An 18,389-nucleotide genomic window follows, 5' to 3' on the forward strand; every position below is an offset into this window, starting at 1 on the left:
GGATGTACACATCTTGTAGTTTATAAACTATTAACTTCAACCGGATACGGCAAAACCCGCGCCCTTGCAAATCGCATCTCTGCCATGAACGATTTCATCCAACTCCTGGTGTCGGGCATCCTGCTCGGCGGTGTCTATGCCCTCTGCGCGCTCGGGCTGAACCTCATCTTCGGCGTGGCGAAGGTGGTCAATTTCGCCCACGGCGAGTTCCTGATGCTGGGCATGTACGCGGGCTACTGGCTGATGCGCGGCACCGGCATCAATCCGTACTACGGCGCCCCGCTGGTGGGCGCCGCCTTCTTCGTGCTGGGCCTGCTCTTCTACTGGTGCCTGATGCGCTTCACCATCTACAAGCCGGAGATGACGCAGGTGTTCGCCACGCTCGGCCTGGGCATCGCGCTGCAGAACCTGGCCCTGCTGCTGTGGGGCGGCGACTACCGCACGGTGCAGGTGATGCCGGCCGGGGCGGAGTCGGTGGAGTTCCTGGGCATCACCGTGAGCGCCAACCGGCTGGTGGCCTTCTGCTTCGCCATGTCCATCCTGGCGGCGGTGGTGCTGTTCCTGCGCCTCACCTTCCTCGGGCGCGCCATCGAGGCGATCTCGCAGGACATCTCGGCCGCGCGGCTGATGGGGATCGATCCCGGACGCATCTTCCTGCTCACCTTCGGCCTGGGCATCGGCCTCACCGGCATCGCCGGCGCGGTGCTGGTGCCCAGCTTCTATGCCTTCCCCTCGGTGGGCACCTTCTTCGTGCTCGTGGCCTTCGTGGTGGTGGTGCTGGGCGGCCTGGCCAGCGTGCCCGGGACGGTGATCGGCGGACTGGTGCTGGGGGTCATGGAGTCGTTCACGGGCTTTTTCAGCCCCGATCTCAAGGAAGCCACGCACTTCGTGCTGCTGATCCTGCTGCTGGCGCTGCGCCCGCATGGTCTGTTCGGCGTCAAGGGCGCGGAAAAGGAGGCTCTCAAATGACATTGCGCTATCTGCTGCTGCACCGCAGCGACGCCTTCTGGACCCTGCTGCTGGTGGCAGCCGTGCTGCTCGGCGCGCTGGTGCCGAGCAACGACTACTACCTGAACCTGATGGTGCTGACCCTGCTGTACGCCGGCCTGGCCTCGGCCTGGAACATCGTCGGCGGCATGGCCGGGCAGTTCTCGCTGGGCCATACGGCCTTCGTCGGCATCGGCGCATACACCTCGACGGTGCTGCTCAACTACGCCGGCATCAGCCCCTGGCTGGGCATGCTGGTGGGGGCGGCCTTCAGCATGCTGCTGGCGGTGGTCATTGCCTTTCCCACCTTCCGCATGCGCGGGGTGTTCTTCGCCATGGCCACGCTGGCTTTTTCCGAGACCGTGCGCATCCTGCTGATCTATTCGCGCAAGTTCGTCGATCTGCCCTATGGCCTGAGCATCGACTTCCAGCCGGGTCTCGCGCGCATGGTGTTCGAAGACCGCGCCAGCTATGTCTGGCTGGCGGGCGGCTATCTGGCGCTGGTGCTGGCCGCGGCTTTCGTGCTGTCGCGCAGCTTCATGGGCTTCTACCTGCGCGCCATCCGCGACAACGAGGACGCGGCCGAGGCCACCGGCGTGCCGGTGCGCCGCTACAAGCTGCTGGCGCTGCTGCTTAGCGCGGCCTTCAGCTCCATCGGCGGCACGCTGATGGCGCAGTACGTCATGTATATCGAGCCGGGCACGGTGTTCACCGTCGCGCTGTCCGTGGACCTGGCGCTGATGAGCATCCTGGGCGGCGTGGGCACGCTGGCCGGGCCGGTGCTGGGGGCGGCGATTGCGCTGCCCTTCCGCGAATTCCTGGTGGAGGCCTTTGGCGATGCCGCCTCCGGCACCCACCTGGTGGTCTACGGCCTGCTGCTGATCGTAATCGTGGTGCTGCTGCCGCAGGGCCTGCTGGGCGGCGCCCGCAGCCTGCGCGAGCGAATCGCGGCGCGCGGGCGCCGCAGCGCCGGGGCGCAGCCCAAGACAGGAGAACAGTGATGCTGCAGGTACGGCAACTCACCAAACGCTTTGGCGGCCTGGTGGCGGTGGACGCGGTGGACTTCGACGTGGCGCAGGGCGAGATCTTCGGCCTGATCGGACCGAACGGCGCCGGCAAGACCACCCTCTTCAGCCTCGTGGCCGGCGCCCTGCCCCCCGATGCCGGCGAGATCCTTTTCGAGGGCCGCTCGCTGGCCGGCATGGGCTCGGCCGGCATCTGCGGGCGCGGCCTGGCGCGCACCTTCCAGATCCCGCAGACCTTTGCCTCGATGACGGTGCTCGAAAGCATCATGGCCGGCGCCATGCTGCACCACCGCCGCATCGACGCGGCGCGCGCCGCCGCCAGCGCCGTGGCGCAGCGCGTCGGCCTGGGCCGGCGCCTGGACGTGCCCACGCCCGCGCTGACCACCGCGGAAAAGAAGCGCCTGGAGGTGGGCCGGGCCCTGGCCACGCAGCCGCGCATGCTGCTGCTCGACGAGGTGCTGGCCGGGCTCAATTCCTCGGAGGTGGGCGCCATGCTGGAGCTGATCCGCACGCTGCGCGGCGAGGGCATGACGGTGCTGTTCGTGGAGCACAACATGGAGGCAGTGATGGGAATATGCGACCGCCTGGTGGTGATGGACACCGGCCGCAAGATCGCGGACGGCCCGCCGCAGGAGGTGATGCGCGATGCCGCCGTGGTGCGCGCCTACCTGGGCGATGCGGCAACGGAGGTGCAGCATGCTTGAGATCCGTGACCTCGATGCCGGCTACGGCGACACGCAGGTGCTGTTCGGCATGGACATGCAGGTGCAGCGCGGCGAGGTGGTGGCCATCGTCGGCTCCAACGGCGTCGGCAAGACCACGCTGCTGCGCACCATTGCCGGCCTGCTGCAGCCGATGCGCGGCAGCATCCGCTTCGACGGCGCCGAGATCGGCGGCCAGGCCACCAAGTCCATCGTCGAGCAGGGCGTGGTGCTGGTGCCCGAAGGCCGGCGGCTGTTTCCGCGCATGACGGTGCGGCGCAACCTGGAGCTGGGGGCGTACTCGAAGCGCGCCCGCCCGCACCTGGAGCAGCGGCTGGACTTCGTGCACCGGCTGTTTCCCATCCTGCAGGAGCGCGCCCAGCAGCTGGGGGGCACGCTCTCGGGTGGCCAGCAGCAGATGTGCGCCATCGCGCGCGGCCTGGTCGCCATGCCCGAGCTGCTGATGCTCGACGAGGTGTCGCTGGGCCTGGCACCGATCGCGGTGGACCGGGTCTACGACGCGATACAGAGCATCCGCGACAGCGGCGTCACGCTGCTGATCGTCGAGCAGAACGTCAGCCGGGCCCTGGCCATGGCCGACCGCGCCTACGTGCTCCAGCACGGCCACGCAGCGCTGAGCGGCACGGGCCGCGAGCTTTCGCAAAACCCCGAGGTGCAGAGCATCTACCTCGGCCTCAACCACAAGACGGAGACATTGGCATGAAGCATGATGATGGTATCTCGCGGCGTTCCTTCGCGGCGCTGGCCGCAGGCGGGCTGGCCGCCACGGCGGCGCCCGCGGTTCTGGCACAGGGCAAGACACCGGTGAAGATCGGCGTGCTGCTGCCGCTGTCGGGGCCGCTGGCCACGCTGGGCAACGATGTCTACCGCGGCTTCCAGATGGCGCAGGAATGGGTCAATGCCGAGGGCGGCGTGTTCGGCGCGCCGGTGGAATTCGCGGTGGCCGACGTGCCCAGTTCCACCGAGGCGGTGTCGCAGGCCAACCGGCTGATCAGCAAGGACCGGGTGAAGGTCATCGTCGGCTCCTACGCCAGCTCGATCTCGCTGCCGGCCAGCCAGGTGGCCGAGCGCAACAAGGTGATCTACCTGGAGCAGGGCGCGGTGGCCGACGAGGTGACGAAGCGCGGCTTCAAGTACCTGTTCCGCATGATCTACCCGGCCACCGTGCTGGGCGCGGGCGCCGCGCGCTTCGTCACCGACACCATCGCGCCGGGCTGCGGGCTGGAGCTGTCGAAGATGAAGGTCGCGCTGCTGACCGAGGACTCCTCCAACGGCAGCGCCATTGCCGAGGGCGCCAAGGGCTGGCTGGCGAAGATGAACGTCAACCTGGTGGACGCCACCAGTTACAGCTACAAGACCACCGACATGTCGTCGATGGTGCAGCGCTACAAGTCGCTGCAGCCGGATGTGCTGATCGCCTGCCAGTACACGCCCGACTGCATCCTGTTCGCGCGCCAGTCGCGTGAAGCGGGGCTCAACTTCAAGGCCGTCATCGGCAATGGCGGCGGCCACAACGTGGGCGAATACGCCGACGCGCTGATGGACGACGTCAACGGCATCTTCAATGCCGGCACCTCGATCAACATCAACCCCGCGGGCCTGACGCCGGAAGCCGCGGCGCTGTTCAAGCGCTTCCACGAGGAGCACCGCAGGAAATTCAACGGCCGCGAGCCCTCGGCGCACACCGGCATGGGCTTCACCGCCATGCACCTGCTGCTCAAGCGCATCCTGCCCGACGCCGGCGCCATGGACACCGAGAAGATCCGTGCCGCCGCGCTGGCGCTGGACCTTCCGGCGGGCTCCACCATCGTCGGCTGGGGCGTGAAGTTCGACCCGAAGACGCAGAGCAACACCCGCGCCTTCCCGACCTACGACCAGTGGCGCAGCCGCAAGATCGTGACCATCGCGCCCGAGCCCTTCGGCCTGGCCAAGCCCACGGCGATGCCCCTGCCCGGCTGGGGCAAGCGCGGCGCGATCTAGCCATGGCGATCGACTACCAACAGCTGAAGTCGCGGGTGTTTGCCGACGTGGTGCAGGATTACGGGCCGCGCGAATGCATGCTCTACGCGCTGGGCCTGGGCCTGGGCCACGACCCGATGGACCAGGCGCAGCTGGACTTCGTCTACGAGGAGGGCCTGCGCCTGCTGCCGACGATGGCCGTGGTGCTGGGCTACGGCGGCTTCTGGCAGCGCGAACCGGGCACCGGCATCACCTGGCAGGCCGTGGTGCATGGCGAGCAGGGGCTGGTCGTGCACCGGCCGCTGCCGGTATCCGGGCGCGTCACCGGGCGCACCGTCATCGAGGAGATCGTCGACAAGGGCCCGGGCCGCGCGGCCCATGTGCACACGCGGCGCGATCTGTTCGACACCGGCAGCGGCGAACTGCTGTGTTCGTTGACCTCCAACGCCATCTGCCGCAGCGACGGCGGCTTCGGCGGCCCGGCTGCCGGCCCGGCGGGCCCCGAACCGCTGCCGGACAGGGCCTGCGACCGCAGCTTCGATTACGCAATCCCGCTGCAGGTGGCGCTGATCTACCGCCTCAATGGCGACAGCAATCCGCTGCACGCTTCTCCGGCGGTAGCGCGCCAGGCGGGCTTCGAGCGCCCGATACTGCATGGCCTGTGCAGCTATGGCATTGCCGCCTATTCGCTGCTGCGCATGACCGGGGCCGACCCGCAACAGTTACGGCGCTTCGATGTGCGCTTCTCGGCGCCGGTCTATCCGGGCGACGTGCTGCGCACCGAGCTATGGCTTGGACCAGATGGCGAATCCCCCCTGCGCTTTCGCTGCACGGTACCGGCGCGTGGGGTCACGGTGCTCGACCGGGGGTTGGCGCTTTTGTGTCGCTAGCAACTGGCCGCCCCCGTTGTTGCCGGATGCGTTGCAACGGGGCCGCCCTCGGGAAGACCAGCTATTGCCGCGCTGCCTGGCAGCAGCACAATCGGCGCATGCACAGCGCCAAAGACCCGTCCACCGACATCGTCGACACCGTCAACACCGACTTCCTGCGCACGCTGGTCGGTTACAACGCGCGGCGCGCGGCGCTGTCCATCATCGAGGTGTTCACCGAATGCATGGCCGTGCACCAGCTGAAGATCGTGGAATTCTCGCTGCTCAACCTGGTGGCCCACAACCCGGGCGTCACCTCGCGCCAGGTCTGCAACAGCCTGAACATCCTGGCGCCGAACCTCGTGAACCTCGTGACCCTGCTGGAAAAGCGCGGCCTGCTGGTGCGCCGCCCGCACCCCTTCGATGGCCGCGCCATGGGCCTGTACCTGAGCGAGGAGGGCCAGGCGCTGAACGAGCGCGCCGAGCAGACCGTCAGCGCGCTGGAAATCGAGGCCACCAGCAGTCTCACGGCGGCGGAGCGCAAGACGCTGATCCGGTTGCTGCAGAAGATCTACGACTGAGGCAGTCCCTGCAATGTAGCGCCCAAGGCGACAGCCGGCGCTTGCCAGCCGCACGCCAGGCGCGCATGCTGCAGCCCGCGGCGTCCTGCCGCTGCCCTGCCGCACTTTCCTGTGATCCAACGCCACGAATTCCCCCTGCTGCTCACCGGCCTGCTGGCCACGCTGTGCGGTGTCGGCCTGAGCCGCATGGCCTTCACCGCGCTGATGCCGGCGCTGGTGCAGGCGCACTGGTTCAGCGCCGACCAGGCCGCCTACCTGGGCGCGGCCACGCTGCTGGGTTACCTCGTGGGCGCGCTCGGCGCCCACCGGCTCACCGAGCGCTGGAGCGTGCCGCGCGTGCTGCTGGGCAGTTTCATCGCGGTGGCGCTGAGCTTCGCGCTGTCGGTGCTGCCGCAGCCCTTTGCCACCTTCTTTGCCTGGCGCTGCCTGGCCGGTGTCGCGGCGGCGGTGCTGATGGTGGTGGGCCCTTCTGCGGCGATGGCGGCGCTGCCCGTGGCGCGGCGCGCAGTGCTCGGCCCGGTGCTGTTCGCGGGCGTCGGCGTCGGGGCGCTGCTGTCGGCCACGCTGGTGCCGGCGCTGGCGCGGCTCGATCTGGCATGGACCTGGGTGGCGCTGGCGCTGGTGTCGGCGCTGTGCGGCTTCTGGGGCTGGCGCAGCAGCCTGCGGATCCCGGCCGTGGCGGCGCAGCTGGCACGGCAGCAGACGGTGGCGGCGCCCGCCCCGCCGCCTCAAGGCAAGACCCGCCGGCTCTGGCTTGTGCCCGTGCTGTGGCTGCTGGCCGCCTATGCCTGCGATGCCGCGGGCTTCGTGCCGCATACCGTGTTCTGGGTCGATTACCTGGCGCGCGAACGCCAGCTCGGCACCGCATTCGGCGCGCTGCAGTGGGGGCTGTTCGGCCTGGGCGCGCTGCTGGGCCCGATCGTGACCGCCTGGTGCGCAACGCGCTGGGACTGGCACCGCGCCGTGGTCGGCGGCATGGCGCTCAAGGCGGTGGCGGTGGGCATTCCCGTGGCGCTGCCCTGGGCATTGTTGTCCGGGCCCTCGCCCGCGCTTCAGCTCGTCGCCTACGGGGTGTCTTCGTTCATCGTCGGCGCGCTGTCGCCGGGCATGGCGGCACTGGTCTCGGGGCGGCTGCTGCAGCTGGTCGGGCCGCTGGCGCACAAGCGCATCTGGGGCTATGCGACGGCGGCGTTCGCGCTGGCCCAGGCGCTGTCGGGCACGGGCATGGCCTGGCTCTACGCGCAGACTCATCTCTACCATCCGCTGTTCGCGCTGGCCGCGGCCATGCTGGCGCTGGGCACGCTGCTGGCCTGGGCCAGCCGCACGCCTCAGATGCCCAGGTAAGCCTGGCGTACCGCCAGATTGCCCTGCAGCTCCCGCATGCTGCTGGCGTAGCGGATGCAGCCCTTCTCCAGCACATAGGCGCGGTCGGCCACGGCTTCGCAGAACGGCAGGTTCTGCTCCGACAGCAGGATGCCGATGCCCGCGCTCTTGAGCGCCAGGATGGCCTCTGCCATGTGCTCGACGATCAGCGGCGCAACGCCCTCCGAGGGCTCGTCGAGCAGCACCACCAGCGGCTGGCCCATCAGCGTGCGCGCCACCGACAGCATCTGCTGCTCGCCGCCGCTCATGCGTCCGCCCGGGCGGTCCGGCATCTCGCCGAGATTGGGAAAGAGCTGGAACAGCCGCTCGGGCGTCCAGTGCGGCGCGGCGCGCCCGTCGGGCCAGCGGCGCGGCGCCTGCCGGCCGACCTCCAGGTTCTCGCGCACCGTGAGATCGGTGAAGATGCGCCGGTCCTCGGGCACATAGCCCAGGCCCAGACGCGCGATGCGGTACGCAGGCCAGCCGGCGATGGACTGGCCCATGCAGCGCACCTGTCCGTTGCTGCGCGCCAGCAGCCCGGCAATGGCCTTGAGCGTGGTCGACTTGCCTGCGCCGTTGCGCCCCATCAGCGCCACGACCTCGCCCGGGCCCACGCTCAGCGCGACGTCCTGCAGCACCTGCGCCGCGCCATACCAGCCGTCCAGCCCGCTGACTTCCAGTAGAGGTGCCGTCATTGCCTGTGCTTTCCCAGAATCTGCCCATTGCCCAGATAGGCCTGCTGCACGCGCGCATCGCGCTGGATGGCTTCGGGTGTGCCCTCGGCCAGCAGCCTGCCGCGCACCAGCACCAGCACGCGGTCGGCCTGGCCGAACACCACGTCCATGCTGTGCTCGGTGAACAGCACGCCCATCTGCCGCTCTTTCGCCAGCGCGCGCGTCAGCGCCATCAGCGCCAGCCGCTCGGCCGGCGCCATGCCGGCCGTGGGTTCGTCCATCAGCAGCAGCTGCGGCGCATGCGCCAGCGCCATGGCCAGCTCCACCCGTTTGACGTCGCCATAGGCCAGCGCGCTGCAGGGCCGGTCGGCTTGGGTGCCCATGCCCACGCGCTCGAGCAGCGCCAGCGCATCGGCGCGCCGGTGCCCGGCCGCGCGGCGCCAGAAAGCGAACACCTTGTGGTCGGCCGACAGCAGCGCCATCTGCACGTTCTCCACGACACTGAGCGAGGCAAAGGTCGCGGCGATCTGGAAGGTGCGGCCCACGCCCAGACGCCAGATGGCGCGCGGCGGCAGCCCGGCCATCTCGCGGCCCGCCAGGCGCACCGAGCCGCTGTCGGGCACGAGCTGCCCGCCGACCAGATTGAAGGTGGTGGACTTGCCCGCGCCATTCGGCCCGATCAGCGCCAGCAGCTCGCCTTTGTCCAGCGAGAAATCCACGCCATCGACGGCTTTCACCCCGCCAAAGGCCTTGTTCAGCCCCGTGACCTGCAGCAGGCTCATGCGCGCACCTCGCTGCGGTGAAACAGGCGCCGCAGCGGCCGCGCGATGCCGGCCAGGCCCTGCGGGAACAGGAGCACCAGCAGCAGGATGACCGCGCCCAGCAGCGCGCGCCAGTAATCGGTCTCGCGCGCGATGGTGTCGTGCAGCCAGGTGAACACGCCCGCGCCGAGCAGCGGCCCGGCCAGCGACTGCACGCCGCCCAGCAGCACCATCACCAGCGCATCGACGGAGCGCGTCACCGACAGGCTGTCGGGCGAGATGCTGCCCTTGGAGAACACGAACAGCGCGCCCGCCAGCCCGGCAAACAGCCCGGCGATGACGAAGCCGGCCCATTGCACGCGCCGCACATCGATGCCAATCGCCTCGGCACGCAACGCCGAATCGCGCGCCGCGCGCAGTGACATGCCCAGCGGCGCGAACAGCATGCGCCGCAGCAGCCAGACACCCGCGGCCGCCAGCGCCAGCGCCAGCCAGTAGAAGCCCGCGCTCAGCAAAGCCCACTCGCTGGGCCATACGCCGGTCAGCCCGTTGCTGCCGCCCGTCACCGCATCCCACTGGAAGCAGATGGCCCAGACGATCTGCGCAAACGCCAGCGTCAGCATGGTCAGGTAGACACCCGACAGCCGCACGCAGAACCAGCCGAACAACAAGGCGCCGCCGGCTGCGGCCAGCGGTGCGAGCAGCAGCGCGGCCTCCATCGGCAGCCCGCTGCCGCGCACCAGCAGCGCCGCCGCATAGGCGCCCAATCCGAAGTACGCCGCATGGCCAAAGGAATGCATGCCGCCGGGCCCCAGGATCGCATGCAGGCTGGCGGCAAACAGCGCCATGATCAGGATGTCCGTCATCAGCACCAGCGCATAGCTGCCCTCGCCGGCCAGCAGCGGCAGCGCGGCCAGCAGCGCCAGCCCCGCCCAGGCCGCGGCCTGCCCGCGTGTGCCCGTGGGCCGCAGCGGCGCCTCGGCCTCGCCCAGCGCGCGCGCCGCGGCCTGCGGCCGGCCCATCAGCCCCCAGGGGCGCCAGACCAGCACCACGGCCATGACGACGAATTCCACGACCAGCGTCAGCTTGGAAAAGGAAATCTCGACACCCGCGATCTCGACCATGCCGAGCCAGATACAGATCGCCTTGAGCTCGGCGATCAGCAGCGCCGCAACGAACGCTCCGGGAATCGAGCCCATGCCGCCGACCACCACCACGACAAAGGCCGCGCCGATCGTCAGCAGGTCCATGTCCAGATGTGCAGGCTCGCGCGGCAGCTGCAGCGCGCCGCCCAGGCCCGCCAGCAGCGTGCCCAGCGCGAACACCGCCGTGAACAGCCAGGCCTGGTTGACGCCCAGCGCGCCGACCATCTCCCGGTCCTGCGTGGCGGCGCGCACCAGCGTGCCCCAGCGCGTGCGCGTGAGCAGCAGCGTCAGCAGCCCCAGCACCACGGGCCCCGCGGCGATCAGCAGCAGGTCATAGACCGGGAACTGCCGCCCCAGGATGTCGACCGCGCCTTCCAGCCCCGGCGCGCGCGGGCCGAACAGCTCCTCCGGCCCCCAATGCCAGAGCACCGCGTCCTTGATCACCAGCACCAGCGCAAAGGTCGCCAGCAGCTGGAACAGCTCGGGCGCCTTGTAGATACGCCGCAGCAGCGCCATCTCGACCAGCGCCCCCAGCGCCGCGGTGGCCAGCGGCGCCAGCAGCAGCGCCGGCCAGAAACCGATGTGCTCGCCCAGATAGCCGACCAGCGAGTACGCGATGTACAGCCCCAGCATGTAGAACGAGCCATGCGCGAAATTGATGGTGCGCGTGACGCCGAAGATCAGCGACAGCCCGACCGAGACCAGGAACAGCGAGGAGGCGCTGGCCAGCCCGTTGAGCAGTTGCACCAGCAGTCCGGACAGGCTCATCGCGCGGCGGCAGGACGCAGCTGGCGCACGGCCTCGTTCGACGGCTGGTAATCCTTCCCATCCGCATAGTGGAAGTCCACCATCACCCCATGCCCCAGCTTCTGGTCATAGGCCGTCCTGCCCACATACGCGCCCATGGTCGACTGGTTGTCCTCGGGCCGGTAGGTGATGCGGCCGAAGGGAATGTCGACTTCCAGGCCCTTGAACGCGGCAATGAGCTTCTCGCTGTCGGCGCTGCCGCCGGTCTTGCGCAGCCCGGCTTCCAGCGACTTGATCGCGCCATAGCCGACGATGGTGCCCAGCCGCGGATGCTCCCTGTACTTGTCCTGGTAGGCCTTGAGGAAGGCCTGGTGCTCGGGCGTCTTGATCGCATACCAGGGGTAGCCGGTGACGATCCAGCCCAGCGGCGCTTCCTTCCTCAAAGGCTCCAGGTACTCGGGCTCGCCGGTCAGCAGCCCCACCACCTCGCGGCCCTTGAACAGCCCGCGCGTATTGCCCTCGCGCACGAACTTGCCCAGGTCGGCAGAGAACAGCACGTTGAAGATCGCATCGGGCTTGGCATCGGCCAGCGCCTGCACCACGCTGCCGGCATCGATCTTGCCCAGCGTCGGCGCCTGCTCGGCGACGAACTCGACATCGGGCTGTGCTTGCTTGAGCAGCTTCTTGAAGGTCGCCACCGCCGACTGGCCGTATTCGTAGTTGGGATAGACGATCGCCCAGCGCTTTTTCTTCAGCTTCGCCGCCTCGGGCACCAGCATTGCCACCTGCATGTAGGTCGAGCCGCGCAGCCGGTAGGTGTAGCGGTTGCCCTGGGCCCAGACCACCTTGTCGGTCAGCGTTTCCGAGGCCAGGAAGAAGCGCTTCTTCTGCTGCGCGTAATCGGTGAGCGCCAGCCCCACATGCGACAGGAAGCTGCCGGTGAGCACGTCGATCTTCTCGCGCGCATAGAGCTCCTCGGCCGCGCGCACTGCGTCGCCCGGGTTGCCGTTGTCGTCGCGCGTGACGAGCGCGAGCTTCTTGCCGGCAATGCCGCCGCCGGCATTGATCTGCTCGACGGCCAGCTCCATGCCTTTCTTGTAGGGCTCCAGGAAGGCCGGCATGGCCTTGTAGCTGTTGATCTCGCCGATCTTGATGACGCCTTGCGCCCCCGCCTGTCCCCCGGCCAGTGCCAGCACTGCCGCCACCGTCCACGCTTGCCTTGTCATGCGATTTCCTTGGTTCTGAATACGGACTGGGAATGAAATGTACCCTTACATCCGCATTTGCCCGACAATGCCCAGGTTTGCCCGCTTGACAGATGCCCGCCCCGTGAACGTTGTGCCTCTCCACGCCGCGTTTTGCCAGCCAGCTTCCGACCTGTCCTTGCACCGGGTCCCGTTCCACTTCATCCCTATCACGCCATGAGTGCTTTCAACGAAGAACGCGTGCTGTCCGTCCACCATTGGACCGACCGCCTTTTTTCCTTCACCACCACGCGCGACACCTCGCTGCGCTTTTCCAACGGCCACTTCACGATGATCGGCCTGAAGGTGGACGGCAAGAACCTGCTGCGCGCCTACTCGATCGCCAGCGCGAACTACGAGGAGCACCTGGAGTTCCTGTCGATCAAGGTGGACAACGGCCCGCTGACCTCGAAGCTGCAGCACATCCAGGTGGGCGACACCATCATCGTCGGCAAGAAGCCCACGGGCACGCTGCTGATCGACTACCTGCTGCCCGGCAAGAACCTCTACATGATCGGCACCGGCACCGGCCTCGCGCCCTGGCTGTCCGTCGCGCGCGACCCCGAGACCTATGAGAAGTTCGAGAAGGCCGTCGTGGTGCACGGCGTGCGCCAGGTCGAGGAGCTGGCCTACCGGCAGCTGTTCGAGCAGGACCTGAACGAGCACGAGTTCCTCGGCGACATCGTGCGCGGCAAATTGATCTACTACCCCACCGTGACGCGCGAGCCCTTCCGCAACCAGGGCCGCATCACCGACCTGATCCAGAGCGGCAAGTTCGCCGCCGACATCGGCCTGCCCGAGCTGAACCCCGAGACCGACCGCGTCATGCTCTGCGGCAGCCCCGCCATGCTTGCGGACCTCAAGCACATGCTCGAGGAGCGCGGCTTCAAGGAAGGCAACACGACCACCCCCGGCGACTTCGTCGTCGAACGCGCGTTCGTCGAGAAGTAAGCCATTCCTGCGCCAGGCCATCCAGGCGCAGGATGGCTGGTACCGCATTGGATTTGACGGGCCTGGCAGATAGGCCCCGGCTTCTATTTCTCGGGCTTGGGTGCTTTGGGTCCTTCCAGCCTGGCTTTCGCATTTGCCGCTCCAGGGCTGAGGCGCAGGCCATACACGCCGGAGCCACGCCCGCTTCCTGCAGTCGAACCTCCACGGCAGCCATTGCCGCATTGCGCCTGGATCGAACAGCCGTCTGCCTGCGTCCCGCCCTGCTCGAAGGGCTAAAGGGCGCTTCACACTGACGCCCGCCCCCGGGCGCTTGTGTCGTTCTGGCCTTGCACCTGCGCCCAGCGCCATCGCCTCTGCACCGGTGAATGCACGTGATGCTCCACCTCGCATTGAAGATAGTTTAAAACTATCATACATTCACATCGCATAGTTTATGCATTAAACCACCTGATTTTCCTGATGTCCTGGAGGCAGACTTTCATGAACCCCCACTACCGCCCTCTCTCGAATCACAGCGCCCGGTTCCATGCCCCCGCCCCTGCGGCCACGCGCGGCCCTGGCAAGGGCCACCCTGGCAAGAACCCTGCTGTGCTGACGTCCGTGGCGCCGTTGGTGGGCGCGCAGCTGGCTGTGCGCACAGCAGCCCAGGTCCTGCCGACCGGCGGGCAAGTGGTTTCCGGCCAGGCCAGCGTTGGCCAGAGCGGCGCGCAGATGACCGTCGATCAGGCCAGCCAGGTCGCCATCCTGCACTGGCAGGACTTTGCCATCGGCAGCGGAGCCAAGGTGCAATTCAACCAGCCCGATGCCAGTGCCGTCACGCTCATCCGCATAGTGGGCGGCAATGCCAGTGAGATCAGCGGACAGCTCAGTGCCAATGGCCAGGTCTGGCTGGTGAATCCAAACGGTGTGGTTTTTGGCAAAGACAGCCAGGTAAACATGGGCGGGCTGGCGGCTTCGACGCTGGATATCACCAGCATCGACTTCGATGCAGGCAAGCCGGTCTTCACGCGCAGCGCGGCACGGGGAGGCATCACCAACGGGGGCAATATCACGGTGGCAGATGGCGGCACATTGGCGCTGCTGGCGGTCACGGTGAAGAACGATGGAATCCTCAGCGCGCAGTCGGGCAACGTGGTGCTGGCCGGTGGCAACGAGGTCACGCTGCAGGCTGGCGTGGATGGAAGATTGCAGGTGGCGGTGGACCCGGCCACGGTGCACACGCTGATCGAGAACAGGCAACTGATCAAGGCCGATGGCGGCCAGGTGGTGATGACTTCCAGCACCGCCGACACACTGTCGGCCAGCGTGGTGTCCAACACCGGCACGGTGCAGGCGCGCACGCTGGCCGTGAAAGAAGGGCGCATCCTGCTGCTGGGCGACATGCGGCATGGCGAGGTGGTGCACAGCGGCCTAATCGATGCAAGCGCGCCCGATGGGAGCAATGGCGGGTTTGTTGAAACCCGCGCCGCCCGGGTCACGCTGCAAGCCGGCCGCAAGGTCACCACCTGCGCCGCCAGCGGCCATGCCGGCACCTGGCTGATCAAGCCCGGCGATTACACCATTGCTCCCGTTGGCGGCGATATCTCCGGCGCGCAGCTGTCCGGCGACCTGGACGAAGGCAATGTCACCATCGCCATGGTCAGCCAAGGCATTGCCGGCGGCAAAGGCGACATCCACTTCAACGATGACGTCACGTGGACGGCAAACACATTGACGCTCAACGCCGGGCGCAATATCAAAGTCAATGGCGTCATGACTGCCGAAGGCACGGCCGGGCTGGAGATGAATTACGGGGGCTACTCCGAAGCCAACGCGACAGCCGCTGCAGGCAGCGGCGTTCGCATGGCACGGATAAACGACAAGTTCACCGGACGCGTGGATTTCAGGGACGTGCAGGACCAAAGCATCCCAGAAAATCAACGGCTGAAGATCAACGGCGACAGCTACACCATCCTGACAGCGCTGGGCAGCCAGGACAGCACCACGGGGCTGGACCTGCAAGGCATTCAGGGCAACCTGTCGGGCAAATACGCGCTGGGCGCGGACATCGATGCCAGCCCCACGCGCAAGTGGTCGAAGGAAGCGGGCTTTGCGCCGATTGGAGATCGAAACCAGGCTTTTGGTGGCATCTTCGACGGCCTGGGCCATCGCATTGCCGGCCTGACCGTCAAACGTCCGGCGCAAAACCATGCAGGCCTTTTTGGCAATGCCGTGAACGCCACGCTGCGCAACGTCGGTTTGCACAGGGGCAGCGTGGAGGGCGCAAGCTACGTCGGCGGGCTGGTGGGAGACAACAGGGCATGCGGCGCCATGGCTCTTGTGGACAACGTGTATGCCTGCGCGCGTGTCGCGGGACAGGGGAAGGTCGGCGCGATAGCGGGCCGTAACCGGGCCGAAAAAGGCGGTGAGATCCAGCTCTGCAACGCCCATGCAATCGCGCAGGTGTCGAGCAACGCCAACGTTGTCGGCGGGCTGGTCGGCCAGCATACGGCCACCGAAGGCGGCACCGCCAATATGTCCCGGTCTTATGCAGAAGGAGCCGTGTCTGGCGCAGACGCCGTAGGTGGGTTGGTTGGATTGATCAGCTCGGCCGACGGCGGCACGGCCCGGATCTCCAGCTCCCATGCCATGGCAACGGTGGACGGCAAGGAATTGGTCGGTGGGCTGGTGGGTGGGAGCATCTCCACCGGCGGCAAGATCGAAATTTCCGTGGCCTATGCAACCGGATCAGTGTCCGGCACAAACAGCGTCGGCGGGTTGATGGGAGCCACCTTTGCCGCGCCAGACAGCACGGTTGGCATCTCCCGGTCGTGTGCCACCGGTTCCGTTTCTGGCGCTCCAAGCCATTGGTTTTATTTCCTTCCCAGGAACTACATCGGCAGACTGATGGGTTTGAAACTCGCTCTCTACGGCAAGGTTGAAATTTCCGATTCCAATGCGACCGGGCGCGTTAGTGGCGCTTCCTCGACCGGCGAACGCATAGGAGCGGAGTTCGCATTTGGCGAGCAGCGCATCGGCCGCTGGTTCAGCTTGCTTGTTGCTGCTTACTATGGAAAAAGAATGATCCCGACGCTGAACGTCCGTGACTGATCTTCCGGCAGTTGGTGGCATGCAGTGGCTCCGTCGGCTCAACGCAGCCAATGCCGGGCATCATCCGGAATGCCTGCCCGTGGGGCCTCGGCAGACACGTCATGGCGAGCCCGCTTGTTGAAATGCTTTCCGGCATTTCTTGGCCGGGCAGGCGGCCGGTGGGCTGCGGCGGAATCAGCTCAGATATTCTCGCCCGCATAGGTGGGAATGGCGCTGTCGGGCTGCTTCGCAAGTTCGCCCAGCGGCTCCTTCTTCTTGCTGCGCGCATCGCACACCGCCTTGGCGCTGGCGGCGGCAAACAGCAAGATGGCCGAGGAGAAATAGATCCACATCAGCAGCACGACGATCGAGCCGGCCGCGCCATAGGCCGAGACCACGGCCGCCGTCGACAGGTAGTAGGCCAGGCCCTGCTTGCCCAGCGTGAACAGCGTGGCGCCGATGAACGCACCGAAGATCAGGAAACGCAGCGGCGGCTTGGGGCCGGTGCCGATGCGCATCAGCCCGACGAACAGCAGCATGGAAATGCCGAAGGCCACGCTCTCGTTGATCAGGCCGACCAGCGGCGCCATGGGCGCCACCGCCAGATGGCTGCCGGCCCAGGTCGTGAGCATGTGGACGGCCGTGGACAGCACCATCGAGACCATCAGCAGGAAACCCAGCGCCAGCACATAGGCCAGTCCGCGCAGGCGCAGCGTGGCCATGCGCCACCACGCGGCGCGTTGTTCGGCGGGTTGCGCCGAATTCATCTGCCAGAGCTTCTCGAGCGCCGACTGCAGCTCGACGAACACACCGGTGGCACCCGACAGCAGCAGCACGAAGGCGATGATCGAAGCCACCGTGCCTTCGCTGGGCTCCTGGGCGCTGGCCAGCGCCGCCTTGACGACCTCGGCGCCGCGCTCGCCGATGATGCCCTGCACCTGGGCCAGCAGCGTGGTTTCGATATACGAACGGTCCAGCCACCAGCCGAGGACTCCGACCAGCAGCAGCAGCAGCGGCGCCAGGCTCAGGATGCCGTAGAACGACATCGCCGCGCTCATGCGCAGCCCGTCGGCGTTCAGCCAGAGGTTGAACGCATCGATCAGCGGTTGGATGGGGCGCACGAGGACATGTGCGCGCTTCATGAGGGAGTCGAGCATCGGAGGCATGCGCTTATCTTGAACCAGGATGCGCGCTTGCGCTATCAAAAATGCATTCCTGCGCGCTGCCGGAACGCATCCTGCGAAAAAGTCTGACACGCATGGCTGGCGCGGCAGCGGGAAAAAACGCGGCGAGAATGTCCGGCGTCATTGCACTTCGAAAGAATCGACCCATGTCCCGTCCCCCTCGCCTGCTGCAAAACGGCAAGATGCCCCTGGCCGCGCTCGATCAGGAGCTGGCCGCCCAGTTCGATATCCACCGCCTCGACCTCGAGGCCGACCGCGCGGGCTTCCTGGCCGCGCATGGCGCCGAATTCGTCGGCCTGGTCACCTCGGCCGGCATCGGCGCGGACGCCGAACTGGTGCGCGCACTGCCGAACCTGCAGGTCGTGAGCAGCTTCGGCGTGGGCTATGACACGCTGGACGAGGCCGCGCTGGTCGCGCAGAAGGTGCGCGTGGGCCACACGCCGCAGGTGCTCGATGGCTGCGTGGCGGATCTCGCGTTTGCGCTGCTGCTCGACGTCTCGCGCGGCGTGAGCGCCGCCGACCGCTTCGTGCGCCGCGGCGACTGGACGCGCGGCCGCTTCGGGCTGCAGACCAGGGTGTCGGGCAAGCGCCTGGGCATTTTCGGCATGGGCCGCATCGGCTCGACGATTGCACGCCGCGGATCGGGCTTCGACATGGAGGTCGGCTATCACAACCGCCGCCCGGTCGAGGGCTCGCCGCATGCGTACAAGGACTCGTTGCTGGCCCTGGCCGAGTGGTGCGACTACCTGGTGGTGGCCGCCGCCGGCGGCGCCGGCACGCGCCATCTGGTCACCGCCGAGGTGCTGGACGCGCTCGGCCCAAAGGGCTTCCTGGTCAATATCGCGCGCGGCAGCGTGGTCGACGAAGCGGCGCTGGTGCAGGCGCTGCAGCAGGGGCGCATCGCGGGGGCGGGGCTGGATGTGTTCGAGGACGAACCGCGGCCGCTGCCGGCTTTGCTCGAACTAGACAACGTGGTGCTGGCGCCGCATATGGCCAGCGGCACGCATGAGACGCGAAGGGCGATGGGGGATCTGGTGGTGGAGAATCTGAAGGCGTTCTTTGCGACGGGAAGGCCGCGGGCCGAGGTGCCTTGGTCGGCGGAACTGTAG

At 67.5% G+C, this 18,389-nt stretch carries 16 protein-coding genes; 11 read left to right on the forward strand and 5 right to left on the reverse strand.

The annotated features are described in order from the left end of the window. Positions 1-84: 84 nt before the first annotated feature. The 8 genes from M9799_RS07840 (at position 85) to M9799_RS07875 (ending at position 7,487) form a co-directional block, all read left to right on the forward strand. Positions 85-969, forward strand: coding sequence for a branched-chain amino acid ABC transporter permease (locus M9799_RS07840; protein ID WP_231042994.1), 885 nt, complete (start codon positions 85-87; stop codon positions 967-969). Beyond that, the gene (locus M9799_RS07845; RefSeq protein ID WP_231042993.1) at positions 966-1,988 is read left to right on the forward strand and encodes a branched-chain amino acid ABC transporter permease; all 1,023 of its coding nucleotides are present in this window, start codon (positions 966-968) and stop codon (positions 1,986-1,988) included. Before M9799_RS07840 ends, M9799_RS07845 begins: the two co-directional genes overlap by 4 nt. Continuing rightward, positions 1,988-2,716, forward strand: a complete 729-nt coding sequence (locus tag M9799_RS07850; protein WP_231042992.1) for an ABC transporter ATP-binding protein — start codon at positions 1,988-1,990, stop codon at positions 2,714-2,716. Before M9799_RS07845 ends, M9799_RS07850 begins: the two co-directional genes overlap by 1 nt. After that, positions 2,709-3,437, forward strand: coding sequence for an ABC transporter ATP-binding protein (locus M9799_RS07855; protein ID WP_231042991.1), 729 nt, complete (start codon positions 2,709-2,711; stop codon positions 3,435-3,437). The genes M9799_RS07850 and M9799_RS07855 overlap by 8 nt, the downstream gene beginning before the upstream one ends. Next, positions 3,434-4,714, forward strand: coding sequence for an ABC transporter substrate-binding protein (locus M9799_RS07860; protein WP_231042990.1), 1,281 nt, complete (start codon positions 3,434-3,436; stop codon positions 4,712-4,714). The genes M9799_RS07855 and M9799_RS07860 overlap by 4 nt, the downstream gene beginning before the upstream one ends. 2 nt (positions 4,715-4,716) lie before the next feature. After that, the gene (locus M9799_RS07865) at positions 4,717-5,583 is read left to right on the forward strand and encodes a MaoC family dehydratase (protein WP_231042989.1); all 867 of its coding nucleotides are present in this window, start codon (positions 4,717-4,719) and stop codon (positions 5,581-5,583) included. A 98-nt stretch (positions 5,584-5,681) separates the two neighbouring features. Beyond that, the gene (locus M9799_RS07870; protein ID WP_231042988.1) at positions 5,682-6,143 is read left to right on the forward strand and encodes a MarR family winged helix-turn-helix transcriptional regulator; all 462 of its coding nucleotides are present in this window, start codon (positions 5,682-5,684) and stop codon (positions 6,141-6,143) included. A gap of 111 nt (positions 6,144-6,254) precedes the next feature. Further along, the gene (locus M9799_RS07875) at positions 6,255-7,487 is read left to right on the forward strand and encodes a YbfB/YjiJ family MFS transporter (protein WP_231042987.1); all 1,233 of its coding nucleotides are present in this window, start codon (positions 6,255-6,257) and stop codon (positions 7,485-7,487) included. Here the strand turns inward: M9799_RS07875 and M9799_RS07880 are convergent. Genes M9799_RS07880 through M9799_RS07895 form a run of 4 tightly spaced genes read right to left on the reverse strand, consistent with a single transcriptional unit; the run spans position 7,472 to position 12,058 of the window. Continuing rightward, positions 7,472-8,200 (reverse strand): ABC transporter ATP-binding protein, encoded by a 729-nt coding sequence (locus tag M9799_RS07880; protein WP_231042986.1) that lies wholly within the window; start codon positions 8,198-8,200, stop codon positions 7,472-7,474. The genes M9799_RS07875 and M9799_RS07880 overlap by 16 nt on opposite strands. Next, positions 8,197-8,961, reverse strand: a complete 765-nt coding sequence (locus M9799_RS07885) for an ABC transporter ATP-binding protein (protein WP_231042985.1) — start codon at positions 8,959-8,961, stop codon at positions 8,197-8,199. Before M9799_RS07885 ends, M9799_RS07880 begins: the two co-directional genes overlap by 4 nt. After that, positions 8,958-10,853, reverse strand: a complete 1,896-nt coding sequence (locus tag M9799_RS07890) for an ABC transporter permease (RefSeq protein WP_231042984.1) — start codon at positions 10,851-10,853, stop codon at positions 8,958-8,960. The genes M9799_RS07885 and M9799_RS07890 overlap by 4 nt, the downstream gene beginning before the upstream one ends. Then, positions 10,850-12,058: an ABC transporter substrate-binding protein gene (locus M9799_RS07895; protein WP_231042983.1), complete on the reverse strand. Its 1,209-nt coding sequence runs from the start codon at positions 12,056-12,058 to the stop codon at positions 10,850-10,852. The genes M9799_RS07890 and M9799_RS07895 overlap by 4 nt, the downstream gene beginning before the upstream one ends. Before the next feature lie 195 nt (positions 12,059-12,253). Here M9799_RS07895 and M9799_RS07900 point away from each other — a divergent pair, with 195 nt between their 5' ends. Then, positions 12,254-13,027 (forward strand): ferredoxin--NADP reductase, encoded by a 774-nt coding sequence (locus M9799_RS07900; protein ID WP_231042982.1) that lies wholly within the window; start codon positions 12,254-12,256, stop codon positions 13,025-13,027. Positions 13,028-13,507: 480 nt separating this feature from the next. Then, positions 13,508-16,117 (forward strand): filamentous hemagglutinin N-terminal domain-containing protein, encoded by a 2,610-nt coding sequence (locus M9799_RS07905; protein ID WP_231042981.1) that lies wholly within the window; start codon positions 13,508-13,510, stop codon positions 16,115-16,117. A 179-nt stretch (positions 16,118-16,296) separates the two neighbouring features. On the opposite strand, the gene M9799_RS07910 is transcribed toward M9799_RS07905, so the two are convergent. Continuing rightward, entirely contained in the window at positions 16,297-17,238 is a 942-nt protein-coding gene (locus M9799_RS07910) for a YihY/virulence factor BrkB family protein (protein WP_263725819.1), read from the reverse strand. Positions 17,239-17,426: 188 nt separating this feature from the next. Here M9799_RS07910 and M9799_RS07915 point away from each other — a divergent pair, with 188 nt between their 5' ends. After that, positions 17,427-18,389: a 2-hydroxyacid dehydrogenase gene (locus M9799_RS07915; protein WP_231042979.1), complete on the forward strand. Its 963-nt coding sequence runs from the start codon at positions 17,427-17,429 to the stop codon at positions 18,387-18,389.

The sequence above is a fragment of the Comamonas endophytica genome (assembly GCF_023634805.2).
Taxonomy (GTDB): Bacteria; Pseudomonadota; Gammaproteobacteria; order Burkholderiales; family Burkholderiaceae_C; genus Comamonas; species Comamonas endophytica.